The 14,542-nt window shown below is 72.5% G+C and carries 15 protein-coding genes; 5 read left to right on the top strand and 10 right to left on the bottom strand.

Features of this window, described 5'->3' with window-relative positions; translation table 11 throughout:
* Nucleotides 1-116: 116 nt before the first annotated feature.
* Together ACGF4F_RS08450 and ACGF4F_RS08445 are read left to right on the top strand one after the other, a co-directional pair.
* The gene (locus ACGF4F_RS08450; RefSeq protein ID WP_357437520.1) at nucleotides 117-1,202 is read left to right on the top strand and encodes a LacI family DNA-binding transcriptional regulator; all 1,086 of its coding nucleotides are present in this window, start codon (nucleotides 117-119) and stop codon (nucleotides 1,200-1,202) included.
* 347 nt (nucleotides 1,203-1,549) lie between these two features.
* The gene (locus ACGF4F_RS08445; protein WP_357437516.1) at nucleotides 1,550-3,184 is read left to right on the top strand and encodes a glycoside hydrolase family 13 protein; all 1,635 of its coding nucleotides are present in this window, start codon (nucleotides 1,550-1,552) and stop codon (nucleotides 3,182-3,184) included.
* Between the two features lie 171 nt (nucleotides 3,185-3,355).
* Here ACGF4F_RS08445 and ACGF4F_RS08440 read toward each other — a convergent pair whose 3' ends face one another.
* The 6 genes from ACGF4F_RS08440 to ACGF4F_RS08415 all read right to left on the bottom strand — a co-directional run bounded on the left by ACGF4F_RS08440 (nucleotide 3,356) and on the right by ACGF4F_RS08415 (nucleotide 7,975).
* On the bottom strand, nucleotides 3,356-3,799 hold the full coding sequence (locus ACGF4F_RS08440; protein WP_073839946.1) for a hypothetical protein: 444 nt from the start codon (nucleotides 3,797-3,799) through the stop codon (nucleotides 3,356-3,358).
* Between the two features lie 141 nt (nucleotides 3,800-3,940).
* On the bottom strand, nucleotides 3,941-4,309 hold the full coding sequence (locus ACGF4F_RS08435) for a GntR family transcriptional regulator (protein ID WP_357437513.1): 369 nt from the start codon (nucleotides 4,307-4,309) through the stop codon (nucleotides 3,941-3,943).
* A gap of 1 nt (nucleotide 4,310) precedes the next feature.
* Nucleotides 4,311-5,246, bottom strand: coding sequence for a YhjD/YihY/BrkB family envelope integrity protein (locus ACGF4F_RS08430; RefSeq protein ID WP_357437510.1), 936 nt, complete (start codon nucleotides 5,244-5,246; stop codon nucleotides 4,311-4,313).
* Nucleotides 5,247-5,299: 53 nt separating this feature from the next.
* Nucleotides 5,300-5,845: a 2'-5' RNA ligase family protein gene (locus ACGF4F_RS08425; protein WP_357437507.1), complete on the bottom strand. Its 546-nt coding sequence runs from the start codon at nucleotides 5,843-5,845 to the stop codon at nucleotides 5,300-5,302.
* A gap of 60 nt (nucleotides 5,846-5,905) precedes the next feature.
* Complete coding sequence (gene trpS / locus ACGF4F_RS08420; protein ID WP_357437504.1) at nucleotides 5,906-6,931, bottom strand: tryptophan--tRNA ligase; 1,026 nt, start codon at nucleotides 6,929-6,931, stop codon at nucleotides 5,906-5,908.
* Between the two features lie 33 nt (nucleotides 6,932-6,964).
* Nucleotides 6,965-7,975 (bottom strand): hemolysin family protein, encoded by a 1,011-nt coding sequence (locus tag ACGF4F_RS08415; RefSeq protein WP_357437502.1) that lies wholly within the window; start codon nucleotides 7,973-7,975, stop codon nucleotides 6,965-6,967.
* Nucleotides 7,976-8,201: 226 nt separating this feature from the next.
* Here ACGF4F_RS08415 and galE point away from each other — a divergent pair, with 226 nt between their 5' ends.
* From galE to ACGF4F_RS08400, 3 genes are read left to right on the top strand one after another with little or no spacing between them, the layout of a single operon-like run.
* Nucleotides 8,202-9,131: a UDP-glucose 4-epimerase GalE gene (gene galE / locus ACGF4F_RS08410; protein ID WP_241825708.1), complete on the top strand. Its 930-nt coding sequence runs from the start codon at nucleotides 8,202-8,204 to the stop codon at nucleotides 9,129-9,131.
* A complete protein-coding gene (galK, locus tag ACGF4F_RS08405; RefSeq protein ID WP_357437499.1) occupies nucleotides 9,128-10,321 on the top strand; it encodes a galactokinase in 1,194 nt (397 codons plus the stop codon). The genes galE and galK overlap by 4 nt, the downstream gene beginning before the upstream one ends.
* Before the next feature lie 19 nt (nucleotides 10,322-10,340).
* Nucleotides 10,341-10,475, top strand: coding sequence for a hypothetical protein (locus ACGF4F_RS08400; RefSeq protein ID WP_357437496.1), 135 nt, complete (start codon nucleotides 10,341-10,343; stop codon nucleotides 10,473-10,475).
* A 50-nt stretch (nucleotides 10,476-10,525) separates the two neighbouring features.
* On the opposite strand, the gene cysN is transcribed toward ACGF4F_RS08400, so the two are convergent.
* From cysN to pth, 4 genes are all read right to left on the bottom strand, one after another.
* A complete protein-coding gene (gene cysN / locus ACGF4F_RS08395) occupies nucleotides 10,526-11,836 on the bottom strand; it encodes a sulfate adenylyltransferase subunit CysN (protein ID WP_357437493.1) in 1,311 nt (436 codons plus the stop codon).
* Nucleotides 11,836-12,747, bottom strand: a complete 912-nt coding sequence (cysD, locus tag ACGF4F_RS08390) for a sulfate adenylyltransferase subunit CysD (protein WP_357437490.1) — start codon at nucleotides 12,745-12,747, stop codon at nucleotides 11,836-11,838. The genes cysN and cysD overlap by 1 nt, the downstream gene beginning before the upstream one ends.
* A gap of 75 nt (nucleotides 12,748-12,822) precedes the next feature.
* A complete protein-coding gene (locus ACGF4F_RS08385; protein ID WP_357437487.1) occupies nucleotides 12,823-13,656 on the bottom strand; it encodes a 3'(2'),5'-bisphosphate nucleotidase CysQ in 834 nt (277 codons plus the stop codon).
* A 92-nt stretch (nucleotides 13,657-13,748) separates the two neighbouring features.
* The gene (gene pth / locus ACGF4F_RS08380; RefSeq protein ID WP_393075889.1) at nucleotides 13,749-14,339 is read right to left on the bottom strand and encodes an aminoacyl-tRNA hydrolase; all 591 of its coding nucleotides are present in this window, start codon (nucleotides 14,337-14,339) and stop codon (nucleotides 13,749-13,751) included.
* Between the last annotated feature and the right edge of the window lie 203 nt (nucleotides 14,340-14,542).

Below are 14,542 nucleotides of genomic sequence, written 5' to 3'. Positions count from 1 at the left end.
GCTGGGTGCCGCGCCGCTGCTCTCGCGTGTTGCGGGGACGTTAGCAAGGCGTTGCAGAGAATGGAAGGTATTGCAGGAGTGTACGCAAGAACTTTCCCGTGAGCTAAAGTGCCGCCATGCGCGCTCGACTGTCCGACATCGCCCAACAGGCCGAAGTCAGCGAGGCCACGGTGTCGCGGGTGCTCAACGACCGCCCGGGAGTGGCCCCGGAGACCCGGCAGGCCGTCCTCACCGCCCTCGACGTGCTCGGGTACGAGCGCCCCGCCCGGCTGCGCAAGCGCAGCGCCGGCCTGGTCGGCCTGGTCGTGCCGGAGCTGGACAACCCGATCTTCCCGGCCTTCGCCCAGATCATCGAGTCCACTCTGGCGCAGAGCGGCTTCACCCCGGTGCTCTGCACCCAGACCCCCGGCGGCGTCACCGAGGACGAGTACGTCGAGATGCTGCTGGACCGGCAGGTGTCCGGGATCGTCTTCGTCTCCGGCCTGCACGCCGACACCGCCGCCAACCACGATCGGTACCGCGCGCTGATCGCCCGACCGCTGCCGATCGTCATGATCAACGGGTACGCGCCCGGCATCGCGGCACCCTTCGTCTCATGCGACGACGGGGAGGCCACCGAGCTGGCCATCGCCCACCTGGTCGCGCTCGGCCACCGGCGGATCGGCCTGATCACCGGCCCGGACCGCTTCGTGCCGGTGCAGCGCCGGGTGGCCCGCTTCCGGACGGCCCTGACCCGGCTGGCCGGCGCGACCGAGGTGGAGGTCGGGGAACTGGCCGAACTCTCCCTCTTCGGCGTCGAGGGCGGGGAGGCCGCCGCCGGCCGGCTGATCGAGCGCGGGGTGACCGGCATCGTCTGCGGCTCCGACCTGATGGCGCTCGGCGCGATCCGGGCCGCCCGCCAGCGCGGGCTCGCCGTCCCCGACGACGTCTCCGTGGTCGGTTACGACGACTCCCCGCTGATGGCCTTCACCGACCCGCCACTGACGACCATGCGCCAGCCGGTCGCCGCCATGGCGGTGGCCGCGGTCCGGGCCCTGGTCGACGAGATCAACGGGCATCCCGCCCCGCACTCCGAATACCTGTTCCGCCCCGAGCTGGTGGTACGCGGCTCCACCGCCGTGGTCCGCCCGGCCGACGCCGACCCGGGCGGCGGACCCGGGCGCCAGCGTCCGGCGGCCTCCTCCCTCGCCGTTCCGGCCTGACCCGCCGAGCGAGCGGCGGTGGTTCGACGCCACCAGGTCGGCGAGGGGGCGCGGTCCCGGCCGGCGAACACCGTCACTTCGGCGAACCGGAGTGGATCACGGCAGGCGGACCCGCGCGGGCCTGCCGTCGCGGTCCACGGCTCGGGTGGCGTGCGGGTTGGTGGGTCCCGTTTGGTGGGACGGGTGGGGGTGGGAGATGGGTCCGATCCGCGCTCCTGCTGTCATTTCTTGCGCAAGGAATGCTTGACTCTTGCAGCGCTCGGGCGGCATCCTGCTCAGACACCGCGCCGTCACCCACACCGCGCGGGGTGTTGCCCTCCCGCGACAGAGAACGGGGATCGTCACCGATGACCGCCGCCACCAACCCCACGCCGCTGACCTCCGACGACGACTGGTGGCGATCCGCGGTCGTCTATCAGGTCTACGTCCGCAGCTTCGCAGACGCCAACGGCGACGGCGTGGGCGACCTCCAGGGCATCCGGGAGCGCCTGCCGTACCTGCGCGACCTCGGCGTCGACGCGCTCTGGCTGACGCCGTTCTACACCTCGCCGCAGGTGGATGCCGGCTACGACGTGGCCGACTACCGGGACGTGGACCGGCTCTTCGGCACCCTCACCGACTTCGACGCGATGATCACCGACGCGCACGCCCTGGGCCTGCGCATCATCGCGGACCTGGTACCCAACCACACGTCCAGCGCGCACCCGTGGTTCCAGGCGGCGCTCGCGGCCGGCCCCGGTTCGACCGAGCGCGAGCGCTACCTGTTCGCCGAGGGCCAGGGCAAGGCGGGTGAGCTGCCGCCGAACGACTGGGAGAGCATCTTCGGCGGTCCCGCCTGGACCCGGGTCGCCGACGGCCAGTGGTACCTGCACCTGTTCGACCCGGCCCAGCCCGACCTGAACTGGCGCCACCCCGAGGTACGCGCCGAGTTCGAGGACATCCTGCGGTTCTGGCTCGACCGGGGTGTGGACGGCTTCCGGATCGACGTGGCGCACGGGATGATCAAGGCCGAGGGGCTGCCGGACGTCGGCTTCAACTCGATGACCACCGGCCAGCGCCAGTCCGAGCTGCTGGGCAAGGGCCGGCTGCCGTACTTCGACCAGGACGAGGTGCACGACATCTACCGCGCCTGGCGGCCGATCCTGGACAGCTACCCGGGCGGCCGGATGGCGGTGGCCGAGGCGTGGGCGGAGACCCCGCAGCGCCTCGCCCGCTACATCGGCCCGGACGAGCTGCACCAGGCGTTCAGCTTCGACTTCCTCGACGCCACCTGGTCGGCCGACTCGTTCCGCAAGGTGATCGACACCGCGCTCGCCGAGTCGACCATCGTCGGCGCGCCGACCACCTGGGTCCTCTCCAACCACGACCGGCAGCGGCACGTCACCCGGTACGGCGACGGCGAGGTCGGCCTGCGCCGCGCTCGGGCCGCCGCCCTGCTGATGCTCTCCCTGCCCGGCTGCGCGTACGTCTACCAGGGCGAGGAACTGGGCCTGCCCGAGGTGCTGGACCTCCCCGACGAGCTGCGCCAGGACCCGGCGTTCCTGCGCACCGGCGAGAGCCGGGACGGTTGCCGGGTGCCGATCCCGTGGAGCGGCGAGCTGGCCCCGTACGGCTTCGGGCCGGCCGGCAGCGAGCTGAGCTGGCTGCCGGCGCCGACGACCTGGCGGGCCCTGTCGGTGGCCGCCCAGACCGGGGTGCCCGGCTCGACGCTGGAGCTCTACCGGGCGGCCCTGCGGATCCGGCACGAGCACCCGGCGCTGGCCGGCACCGACGGCATCACCTGGCTGGAGACCGAGCCCGGGGTGCTGGCGTTTCGCCGTACCGCCGGGGACGCCGAGTTCACCTGTGTGATCAACATCAGCGGCGCCGAGGTCACGGTCGCCGGCCACGGCCGGCCGATCGTCGCCAGCGCCGACCTCACCGAGCAGGGCGACGGGCACGTCCTGCCGGTGGACGCGGCTGCGTGGTTCGAACGGCGCTGAGCCGGGTAACCCGCCATTGACCTGGTCGTCCGTTGTGCTCCGCGCCGACGGGCGGCTGGGCTACCGACCCCTTGTGGTGGGGGGTGAGGTGGCGCCGGCGCCTCGGGGAGTCCGCTCCCCGAGGCGTCGGTGTCCATCTGGGACGCCACGTTCAGCGCCGGTCCAGCGAGGTCAGTCCCCCTTGCTGGTGAGCAGCTCGGCGATCCGGGCGAAACCGGCCCGCACCTCGTCCCGGCTGGGCGGGGTCACCGGCTCGGCCGCCGGCTCCTGCTCGGCGGCGAGCTCCAACTCCTCGTCGATGGTGTCCTCGAAGTCGCCGTAGAGGTCCGCCTGGTCGACCTGGGCCGTCTCTTCCTCGGCGGCGAGCTGGGACGCCGCGATCTCGCCGCGGATCTCCTCGGCGGTCAGCGCCGGCAGCAGCGGTTCGACCACCGCCATCAGCTGCTCCTCGGCCACCACCGCCTCGGCCAGCGCCAGCGCGTGTGGCCGCTCGTACGGGCCGCAGACCACCGGTTCCCACTCGTCGGCGTCACCGAGCGGGCCGAAGGTGATGATCCACGGCAGGCCGAGCATCGGCGAGTCGTCCGGCAGGTCGAGTGTCACGAGTGCGCCCACCGGCCCATCATGGTCGCTCCCGCCCGGCAGATCCGCGCAGATTCACGGAAAGTGTGGTCTCCGCATGTCGGGAGGCCCATTTCCCGGGAGCGAGCGGACCCGGTCGAGCCCGCGGCGGCCCTGCCCGGGGGTCCGCCGACGTCAGGCCGGACGGGTGGCGTCGAGGGCGGCGCGGACCAGGGCGAGCGCGCGGTCCGGTGGGACGCCCAGTCGGACCGCCTCGGCGGCGTACTCGGTGGCGGCGCGGTGCAGGCGGTCGGCGGCGTCGTCGCGCCCCGGTGCCACCACGGTCCCGTGCCGCCCCCGGGTTTCCACCAGCCCGGCCCCCTCCAGCTCCCGGTACGCCCGGGCGACGGTGTTCACCGCCAGGCCCAGGTCGCCGGCGAGCTGCCTGACCGCGGGCAGCCGGGTGCCGACCGGCAACCGGCCGTCACCGATCATCTGGGCGAGCTGCCCGCGCACCTGCTCGTACGGGGGCACCGCCGAGCCCGGGTCGATCCGGATCCGCATCTCAGCCCGCTCCTCCCGGCGTACCCGGCTCGGGCACCTCGTCGGCCTCCACGTCCACCTCGCGGGCCGCGCCGCCCTCGGCCAGGTCCACCACCCGGCCGTACCGGCTGGTGGCGGCCAGCGCCGCGCCGAAGAGCACCAACTGGTTGAGCAGGTAGAGGTAGAGCAGCAGCCCCACCGCGGTGGCCACCACCGTGTACGCCGGATTCCGCTCGGTGCGCATCACGTAGTAGCGACCGACCGTGTTCAGCAGGGTGATGCCGACGGCGACCACCAGCACCACCGGCCGCAGCCGGCGACGGCTCATCCGCAGCCGGGGCACCGCCACCAGCAGCGCCACCGCCAGCACCGCGTTGATCACGACGCTGAGCACGGCGCTCACCGTGGTCAGTCCGACCGACCCGGTGCTGCGCAGCAGGAAGCGCAGCAGCGACTCCAGCGCGTCGACGGCGGCGACCGAGATGCCGAGCATCAGGAAGACCACCACCAGCACGCCCAGGTCGACCAGCCGGCGGACCACCAGATTGCCGGGCTGCTGGTTGAAGCCGTACATCAGCCGCTGCGAGGAGCGGATCGCCTCCACCCAGCCGATCCCGGTGATGACCAGGATGACCAGGCCGACCACCCCGACCGTGCCGCTGCTTTGCTCGATCTGGTCCGGCTTGAGGAACGGCAGGTTCTCCCGGAGGAAATCCGCCGCCGCCCTGCTGACCTCGTCGTTGTCCTCGATGATCGCGCCGAGGACCCAGTATCCGACCAGGGCCAGCGCGAAGACCGCGAAGAAGCCGTAGTAGGCGATCGCGGCCGCGAGCCGGCCGCCGAGCACCTCGGCGTAGAGTGCCCCGGCCCGCCACAGGTGGTCGAAGGCCGCCGACCGGTGCCGGGCCACGTCGATCCGGCGCCCCACCGCGGCCTCGATCCGGCCGAGCACGTTCACCACGTCATCCTCACCGATTCCCCGCCCGACCGCGGGCCGGCCACGCGCTCAGCTCAACCGCCCAACCGGAAGTCGCGGCGGGGCTGCCACCGGGTGGCCCCGCTGTGCGAGAAGAGGGTGAACCCCTCCACCTCGAACAGCGCCGAGAAGTCGGCCAGATCCTCGTACACCTTGTCGAGCACCTCGGGCGAAACGTCCTGGGCCACCGTGACGTGCGGGTGGTACGGGAAGCGGGCCTCCCGGTGCAGCTCGGGGGCCGCGTTGATGGCGGCGGCGAGCAGCTCGCACTCGCTGATCCCGGCCGCCACCGCCACGAAGACCACCTGGGTGACCGGGCGGAAGGTGCCGGTGCCCCGCAGGTGCAGGGTGAACGGCAGGTGGGTGGTGGCCACCCGGGCCAGGTGCGCCTCGACCGCGGGCAGCGCGCGTACCGGGATCTCGGTCGGCCCGAGCAGGGTGACGTGGGCCGGGACGGCCTGCGGGTCACCGGCCTCGACCCGGCGGCGGGTGAGCATCCCACCCCACGGCTCGGGGATGTCCACCGCGATCCCGATCTGGATGGAGTCGTCGGCGTCCGGCGCCCCGTCCCTGCGATCCACGCTCCGCGCCACCCCTCCGGCCACCGACTGCGTCCACCCGTTCCCGTCGCGCCCGGGCCGCTACTCGAAGCGGACCGGGGGGAAGAACCCGATCCGCTCGTACGCCGTCCGCAGCGTCGCGGCGGCGACCGCCCGGGCCTTCTCGGCGCCCTGGGCGAGCAGCTTGTCGAGCTGCGCCGGGTCGTCCAGGTAGCCGCGGGTGCGCTCCTGGATCGGAGTGACGAACTCCCGGACCACCTCGGCCAGGTCCTTCTTGAGGTCGCCGTAGCCCTTGCCGTCGTAGGCGGCGACCAGATCGTCGATGCTGCGACCGGAGAGCGCCGAGTAGATGGAGAGCAGGTTGGCGATGCCCGGCTTGCCCTCGGCGTCGAAGACGATCTCGCGGCCGGTGTCGGTGACCGCGGAGCGGATCTTCTTGGCCGAGCGGGCCGGATCCTCCAGCAGGTCGATGATGCCGGCCGGCGAGGAGGAAGACTTCGACATCTTGGCCGTCGGGTCCTGCAGGTCGGTGATCTTCGCGGTGTCCTTGACGATGTGCGGCGCGGGCACCGTGAAGGTGGGGCCGAACAGCGTGTTGAACCGCTGCGCCAGGTCGCGGGAGAGTTCCAGGTGCTGCCGCTGGTCCTCGCCGACCGGCACCGCGTGCGCCTGGTAGAGCAGGATGTCGGCGGCCTGGAGGATCGGATACGTGAAGAGGCCGACGCTGGCCCGCTCGTTGCCCTGCTTCTGCGACTTGTCCTTGAACTGGGTCATCCGGCTGGCCTCGCCGAAGCCGGTGATGCAGCCGAGCACCCAGGCCAGCTGCGGGTGCTCGGGCACCTGCGACTGGACGAAGAGGGTGCTGCGCTCCGGGTCGATCCCGACGGCGAAGAGCTGCGCGGCGGCGATCCGGGAGCGCTGCTTGAGCACCTTCGGGTCGTGCCCGGCGGTGATCGCGTGCAGGTCGACCACGCAGTAGAAGGCGTCGTGGCTGTCCTGCAGGGCCACCCAGTGCCGCACCGCACCCAGATAGTTGCCGAGGTGGAACGAGTCGGCCGTCGGCTGGATGCCGGAGAAGACGCGGGGGCGGGCGGGTACGTCGGGCATGCCGGCAATTCTGTCAGCAAGGCCCGGCGTACGTCATGACGGGCCGGCGGGTCGGCGCTCGGCGGGCGCGACCGGGGTCGGGACCTCACGCCGCTGCTCGGGCAGCCGCGCGGCGGCGACCGCGAGCCGGGACACCCGCCGCCCGTCCAGCGCGAGCACCCGCAGCAGCCAGCCGCCCGGCGGGTCGTCCGGGTCGGGCCCGCCCGGGGCCACCGGCACCTCGTCCCCGGCCACCGGCAGCCGGCCCAGGGCGGCCATCACGAACCCGCCGACCGTCTCGTACGGCCCGGCGGGCAGCGGCACCCCGGTGCGCTCGGCGAAGTCGGCCAGGTTGAGCCGGCCGTCGACCACGGCGGGCAGGCCGGCGTGAGCCGGGTCGGGTGGGCCGTCGTACTCGTCGTGGATCTCCCCGACCAGCTCCTCCACCAGGTCCTCGCAGGTGACGATGCCGGCGGTGCCGCCGTACTCGTCGACCACCACGGCCAGGTGGTGCCCCTCCCGGCGCATCTCGGTGAGCGCGGCCAGCACCCGCTTGCTGCCCGGCAACCGCTTCACCTCGCGGATCAGCTCACCGACCGTGCCGTGGCGCTCGCGCTCGGGGCGGAGCAGCACGTCGCGCAGGTGCACGAAGCCGACCACGTCGTCGTGGGTGCCGTCGACCACCGGGTAGCGGGTGTGGGTCGCGACCCGGACCAACCGCTCCGCCTCGGCAACGGTGAGCCCGGCGGACAGGAACACCACCTCGGTGCGCGGCACCATCACCTCGCGGACCAGGCGCGCCCCGGCCACCAGCACCTCGTCGATGATCCGCCGCTCGTCCGGGTCGAGCACCGTGTTGGCGGCGACCAGGTCACGCAGTTCGGCCTCGCTGATCCGCTCGCGGCCGGCCGTCGGACTGGCCCCGAGCAGGTCGGTGACCAGGCGGGTGGCGCCGTCGGCGGCGCGGACCACGAGCCGGGCCACGGTGCGCGCGAGGGGGCCGGGCTCGCGTCGCGGTCGCCCCGGAGGTCGTCGCCGGGGCCCGCGGCCGCCTGCCTCCCGCATGACAAGGATGGTAGACAGCGGGCAACCGGGCGGCGGGCAATGTTCGGATCTGTTCAATCATGGCGAGTCATGGTGGAATGGCAGGAAGCCATGCACAGCCACGGCCCAACCGGCGGCCTTAGGGTGACCACGGACGGCCGCCACGGGGCGCGGCCAGGCAGGAGGACCCGACGTGAAACTGCTCGTCACCGGCGGCGCCGGCTACATCGGCAGCGTGGTGACCCGGATGCTGCTGGACCACGGCCACGAGGTGACCGTCCTGGACGACCTGCGCACCGGCCACCGAGCAGCCCTCGCCCCCGAGGCCACCCACGTCGACCTGCCGGTCCACGAGGTCGCCCGGGTGCTCACCCCGGACGCCGGCTTCGACGGCGTGCTGCACTTCGCCGCGCTGATCGCCGCCGGCGAGTCGATGGTCAAGCCGGAGCTCTACTGGGCGACCAACACCGTCGGCTCGCTCGCCCTGATCGACGCGGCCCGCGCCGCCCGGGTGCCCCGGCTGGTCTTCTCCTCCACCGCCGCCGTCTACGGCAACCCGAGCGAGGTGCCCATCCCGGAGACCGCCGTGAAGGCCCCCACCAACACGTACGGGGCGACCAAGCTGGCCGTCGACATGGCGCTCACCTCCGAGGCGATCGCGCACAACCTGGCCGCCGTCTCGCTGCGCTACTTCAACGTCGCCGGGGCGTACCTGCACGACGGGCAGGCCATCGGCGAACGGCATGACCCGGAGACCCACCTCATCCCGCTCGCCCTCGACGTGGCGGCCGGCCGGCGCGAGAAGCTCCAGCTCTTCGGCGACGACTACCCCACCGTCGACGGCACCTGCATCCGGGACTACATCCACGTCGAGGACCTGGCCCGGGCGCACCTGCTGGCGCTGACCGCCGCCGTCCCCGGCCGGCACCTGATCTACAACCTCGGCAACGGCAACGGCTTCACCAACCGCCAGGTGATCGAGGTGGTCCGTGAGGTCACCGGCCAACCCGTACCGGTCGAGGTGGCCCCCCGCCGCGAGGGTGACCCGGCCGAGCTGGTCGCCTCCTCCGCGCTGGCCCGCGAGGAACTGGGCTGGGTGCCGCAGAAGCCCACCCTGCACGACATGGTCGGCGACGCCTGGGCCTTCTACCAGGCGCACGTCCTGGGACAGCGGTGACCACCGCGGCCCCCACCACCGCCACCGCGCCGTCCGGCGACGTCGCCGCCCGCGCCACCGCCGGCTTCCGGCAGCGGTACGACGGGGAGCCGGCCGGCCGCTGGGCGGCACCCGGTCGGGTCAACCTGATCGGCGAGCACACCGACTACAACGAGGGCTTCGTGCTCCCGTTCGCGCTGCCGCTGCGTACCGTGGTCGCCGCCGCCCCGCGGGACGACGAACGCTGGACGGTCTGGTCGGAGCTGGCCGACGAGCCGGTCGAGTTCGGCCCGGCCGAGGCCGACGAGCCCGGCCGGGTCACCGGCTGGGCCGCCTATGTGGCCGGGGTGGTCTGGGCGCTGCGGGCCGCCGGGCACCGGGTGCCGGGGGCCCGGCTCGCCGTCGCCTCCGACGTGCCGGTCGGCTCCGGGCTCTCCTCGTCGGCGGCCGTCGAGGCGGCGGTGCTGGCCGCCCTGGTCGAGCTGGGCGGGCTGGACCTGCCGGCCGACCGGTGGCCGCGGCTGGCCCAGCGGGCCGAGAACGACTACGTCGGGGCGCCCACCGGGATCATGGACCAGTCCGCCGTGATCCGCGGGCGCCCGGGGCACACCCTCTTCCTGGACTGTCGCACCGAGGACGTCGAACAGATCCCCTTCGACCTGGCGGCGGCCGGGCTGGCCATGCTGGTGGTGGACAGCCGGGCCCCGCACCGGCACGCCGACGGCGAGTACGCCGCCCGCCGCGCGTCGTGCGAGCGGGCGGCGCGGATCCTCGGGGTGCCGGCCCTGCGCGACGTGGCCGTCGCCGACCTCGACGCGGCGCTGGCGAGGCTGCCCGACGAGGAGACCCGACGCCGGGTCCGGCACGTGGTCACCGAGGACCAGCGGGTGCTCGACACGGTCGCGCTGCTGCGCGCCGGCCGGGTACGCGACATCGGCCCCCTGCTGACCGCCTCGCACGCCTCGATGCGCGACGATTTCGAGATCACCGTGCCGGAGGTGGACACCGCGGTCGAGGCGGCCCTCGCCGCCGGGGCGTACGGCGCCCGGATGACCGGCGGCGGCTTCGGCGGCTGCGTGCTCGCCCTGGTCGACGCCGACCGCGCACCGGCGGTCGCCGACGCCGTCACCGCCGCGTACGCCGAGCGCGGCTTCGCCGCCCCCGGCACCCTGACCGCCCTCCCGGTCGGCGGCGCCACCCGCCTCGATTGAGGAGAGTCCGGCCGGCGGCGTGGCCACCCTGCTGCTGATCCCGGCGGGCGCGGTGCTGGCGTTCCGGCTCTGGTGGCAGCTCCGCCGCCGCGCCGACACAGCGTTGATCAAGAAGTTTGCGCCTCAAGCGAAGATCGACTTTGACGCAAATTGATCAACCTGGCGAATGGGGGCCGGCCGGGCGGGGGCGGGGGTGGGGTGGGGTCAGGTGGCTTCGACGATCATGCCGGCGCCGACGGTCCGGTTGGTGGTCTCGTCGATGATGACGAAGCCGCCGGTGGTGCGGTTGCGGCGGTACTCGTCGGCGAGCAGCGGCACCGTGGTGCGCAGCCGCACCCGGCCGATCTCGTTGAGCTTCAGCTCGCCGGCCGCCTCGTCGCGGTGCAACGAGTTGATGTCCAACCGGTAGTGCAGCCCACGCACGATCGCCCGCGCCGAGCGGGTGGTGTGCTTGATGGCGTACTTGCCGCCGACCTGCAGCGGGCGGGTCTCGTCCATCCAGCAGACCATCGCCTCGATGTCCTGCGCGACCGCCGGGGCGTTGTTCGGCCGGCAGATCATGTCGCCGCGCGAGATGTCGATCTCGTCGGTCAGCCGGACCGTCACCGACATCGGCGGGAACGCCTCGTTCACCGGGCCGTCGGCCGTCTCCACCGAAGCGATCCGGCTGGTGAAGCCGGACGGCAACACCATCACCTCGTCGCCGGGCTTGAGCACCCCGGAGGCCACCTGACCCGCGTAGCCGCGGTAGTCGGTGACGGTGGTGGACTGTGGCCGGATCACGTACTGCACCGGGAAGCGCACATCGACCAGGTTGCGGTCGGAGGCGATGTGCACCCGCTCCAGGTGGTGCAGCAGCGACGACCCCTCGTACCAGGGCATGTTCTCCGAGCGGGCGACGATGTTGTCGCCCTTCAGCGCGGAGATCGGCACCACTGTCAGGTCCGGCACGTCGAGCTTCGCGGCGAACGCGGTGAACTCGTCGGCGATCCGCTCGAACACCTCCTGCGACCAGTCGACCAGGTCCATCTTGTTGACGCAGAGAACCAGGTGCGGCACCCGCAGCAGCGAGCAGAGGAACGCGTGCCGGCGGGACTGCTCGACCAGGCCCTTGCGCGCGTCCACCAGGATCAGCGCCAGGTCGGCGGTGGAGGCGCCGGTGACCATGTTCCGGGTGTACTGGATGTGCCCCGGGGTGTCGGCGATGATGAACTTCCGCCGCGGCGTGGCGAAGTAGCGGTACGCCACGTCGATGGTGATGCCCTGCTCCCGCTCGGCCCGCAGGCCGTCGGTGAGCAGCGCCAGGTTGGTGTATTCGTCGCCCCGGGCCGCGCTGACCGCCTCGACCGCGGCGAGCTGGTCGGTGAAGAGCGACTTCGTGTCGTACAGCAGGCGGCCGATCAGGGTCGACTTGCCGTCGTCGACGCTGCCCGCGGTGGCGAACCGCAGCAGGTCCATCTGCCGGACCTCCGGCCCGGAGGCCGTCGCGTCCGGCGCCAGCGTCTCCGCGCTCATCAGAAGTAGCCCTCCCGCTTGCGGTCCTCCATGGCGGCCTCGCTGACCCGGTCGTCGCCGCGGGTCGCACCGCGCTCGGTGATCCGGGTGGCGGCCACCTCCTCGATCACCTTCTCCACCGTGTCCGCCTCTGAGCGGACCGCCGCGGTGCAGGAGGCGTCACCCACGGTCCGGTAGCGCACCTGGGCCTTGAACGAATCCTCACCGGCGCGTGCCCGGAAGAACTCGTTGACCGCGTAGAGCATGCCGTCCCGCTCGATCACCTCACGCTCGTGCGCGTAGTAGATCGACGGCAGCGGGATCCGCTCCCGGGCGATGTAGTGCCAGACGTCCAGCTCGGTCCAGTTGGACAGCGGGAACACCCGGATCGACTCGCCCGGGTGGTGCCGACCGTTGTAGAGCGCCCACAACTCCGGGCGCTGGTTCTTCGGATCCCACTGGCCGAATTCGTCGCGGAAGCTGAACACGCGCTCCTTGGCCCGGGCCTTCTCCTCGTCCCGGCGGGCACCGCCGAAGAGCGCGTCGAAGCGGTGCTTCTCCACCGCGTCGAGCAGCACCGGCGTCTGGATCCGGTTGCGCATCCCGTCCGCCGACTCACGGACCAGCCCCTTGGCCAGCGCCTCGGGCACGCTGGCCACGATGAGCTGCAGGCCGAGCTCGGCGACCCGCTGGTCCCGGTATTCCAGGACCTCGGGGAAGTTGTGCCCGGTGTCCACGTGCATCACCGGGAACGGGATGTGGGCCGGGGCGAACGCCTTCTGGGCCAACCGGAGCATCACGATCGAATCCTTGCCGCCGGAGAAGAGCAGCACCGGCCGCTCCATCTCGGCGACGACCTCGCGCATCACGAAGATGCTCTCCGCCTCCAGCGCGTCCAGGTGGGAGACCCGGTACGCGGCCGGGGCCGTCATGACACGAACTCGATTCGCTCAGATCCGCACATCGGGATTCCAGACCTTTCCGGTCGGACTCGTGAAGAACTCAGGCTACCCGGAATGCCTCTGCAGCGCTGCAAGCAACCGGCTGGCGAGATCCTTGCGACAAACCAGCAGGTCGGGCAGGCGCGGGTCGGCCTCGTTGTATTTCAGCGCAGAACCGTCGATCCGGGAAGCGTGCAGGCCGGTGGCCGTCGCCACAGCCACCGGAGCAGCAGAGTCCCACTCGTACTGACCACCGGCGTGGATGTACGCGTCGACCTCCCCCGTGACCACCGCGGCGATCTTCGCCCCCGCCGAGCCCATCGGAACGAGATGAGCGCCGACGTCCTCTGCCAGATCGGTCAGAAAAACCGGCGGACGACTACGACTAGCCGCCAACCGGATGGTCCGCCCGCCGCCCGACGTGGCCGCCTCCAACGTCATCGGCGGGTACGCCGGCGGGTAGTCCGTGGCCAGCACCCGATGCTGCGCCGGCAGCCCCACCGCGCCCGCCACCAGGCCGTGCGACGTCGGCGCGTTCCGCGCCCAGAGCGCCACGTGCACCGCCCAGTCCGACCGGCCGTCCTCCGAGAACTCGCGGGTGCCGTCCAGCGGGTCGATGATCCACACCCGGTCCGCGTTCAGCCGGGACACCGCCTCGGAGCTCACCTCCGCCGTCCAGGCCAGCCGCGAACCCTCGTCCTCCTCCGACAGCACCGCGTCGCCCGGGCGCCACTTCGCCAGCTCGGTACGGATCAGGTCGTGCGAGACCTTGTCCCCGGCCGACTTCAACGCCCCGGGATCAGCGAAGCCCATCTCCGCGCGCAGGTTCATCAGCGCCTGCCCGGCCCGCGCCGCCAACCACCGGGCGAAGGCACCGTCGATCATCGGAGGATTAGCCATCTTCTCCCGCTCCCGTCGCAGGCATCCGCCACGTCAGAAAGGCGCAGACTACCGGCCCCGACCAGCCGAACCCGGCACGCCCCGCCCGGCACTCAGACGCCGTGATAGAGGTTCTGCGTCGGCTCCACCCCGCGGGAGACCACCGACTCCACCACGTCCGCCGCCCGGTCCACCAGGAACTCCAACTCCTTGCGTTCCAGCGAGGAGAAGTCCGACAACACGTAGTCTGCCGGGTCCTGCCGCCCCGGCGGCCGGCCGATGCCGAACCGCACCCGTACGTAGTCCTTCGTGCCCAGCGACTTCGACATCGACCGCAGGCCGTTGTGGCCACCCTCGCCGCCGCCGCACTTCACCCGCAGCTGCCCGTACGGGATGTCCAGCTCGTCGTGCACGGCGATCACCCGCCCCGGCGGGATCTTGTGGAACTGCGCCAGCGCGACCACCGACCCGCCGGAAAGATTCATGTACGTCAGCGGCTTCACCAGCACCAGCTTCGGGCCGCCGAACCCCAGGCGCCCCTCGGCGGCCTCCGCCACCGCCCGCTTGTGCCGGCCGAACTTCGCGCCCAGCCGGCCGGCCAGCAGGTCCGCCACCATGAAGCCGACGTTGTGCCGGTTGCCCGCGTACTCCCGACCGGGGTTGCCCAGGCCGACCACCAGCCACGGCCCCGCCTCGTCCGTCACGCCACGTCCCTTCCGCTCCTACCACGACGACTCCAGCCCGGCGCGTCCACCGACCCGCCACCGCCCGGAGCCGTCGAGCGACAACACCAACTCGGCGCGTCTGCCAGCGCGCCACGACCCGGCGCCGTCGCGCGCGAAGCCGCCACCCGGCGGCCGGCTCCGATACAGCGACAGGCGCCCCCGAAACCGGGGACGCCTGTCGC

Origin of the sequence: Micromonospora sp. NPDC047740, assembly GCF_043204735.1 — a bacterium.
In the GTDB taxonomy this organism is placed as follows: Bacteria; Actinomycetota; Actinomycetes; order Mycobacteriales; family Micromonosporaceae; genus Micromonospora.
This window is presented reverse-complemented; position numbering and strand designations above follow the sequence as displayed.

Excerpts from the sequence above, each read along its gene's own strand:
- ACGF4F_RS08450 (WP_357437520.1), top strand. The coding sequence starts at position 117 with ATGCGCGCTCGACTGTCCGACATCGCCCAACAGGCCGAAGTCAGCGAG.
- ACGF4F_RS08445 (WP_357437516.1), top strand. The coding sequence starts at position 1,550 with ATGACCGCCGCCACCAACCCCACGCCGCTGACCTCCGACGACGACTGG.
- ACGF4F_RS08435 (WP_357437513.1), bottom strand. The coding sequence starts at position 4,309 with ATGCGGATCCGGATCGACCCGGGCTCGGCGGTGCCCCCGTACGAGCAG.
- trpS (WP_357437504.1), bottom strand. The coding sequence starts at position 6,931 with ATGCCCGACGTACCCGCCCGCCCCCGCGTCTTCTCCGGCATCCAGCCG.
- ACGF4F_RS08415 (WP_357437502.1), bottom strand. The coding sequence starts at position 7,975 with ATGCGGGAGGCAGGCGGCCGCGGGCCCCGGCGACGACCTCCGGGGCGA.
- galE (WP_241825708.1), top strand. The coding sequence starts at position 8,202 with ATGCTGCTGGACCACGGCCACGAGGTGACCGTCCTGGACGACCTGCGC.
- cysN (WP_357437493.1), bottom strand. The coding sequence starts at position 11,836 with ATGAGCGCGGAGACGCTGGCGCCGGACGCGACGGCCTCCGGGCCGGAG.
- cysD (WP_357437490.1), bottom strand. The coding sequence starts at position 12,747 with ATGACGGCCCCGGCCGCGTACCGGGTCTCCCACCTGGACGCGCTGGAG.
- ACGF4F_RS08385 (WP_357437487.1), bottom strand. The coding sequence starts at position 13,656 with ATGGCTAATCCTCCGATGATCGACGGTGCCTTCGCCCGGTGGTTGGCG.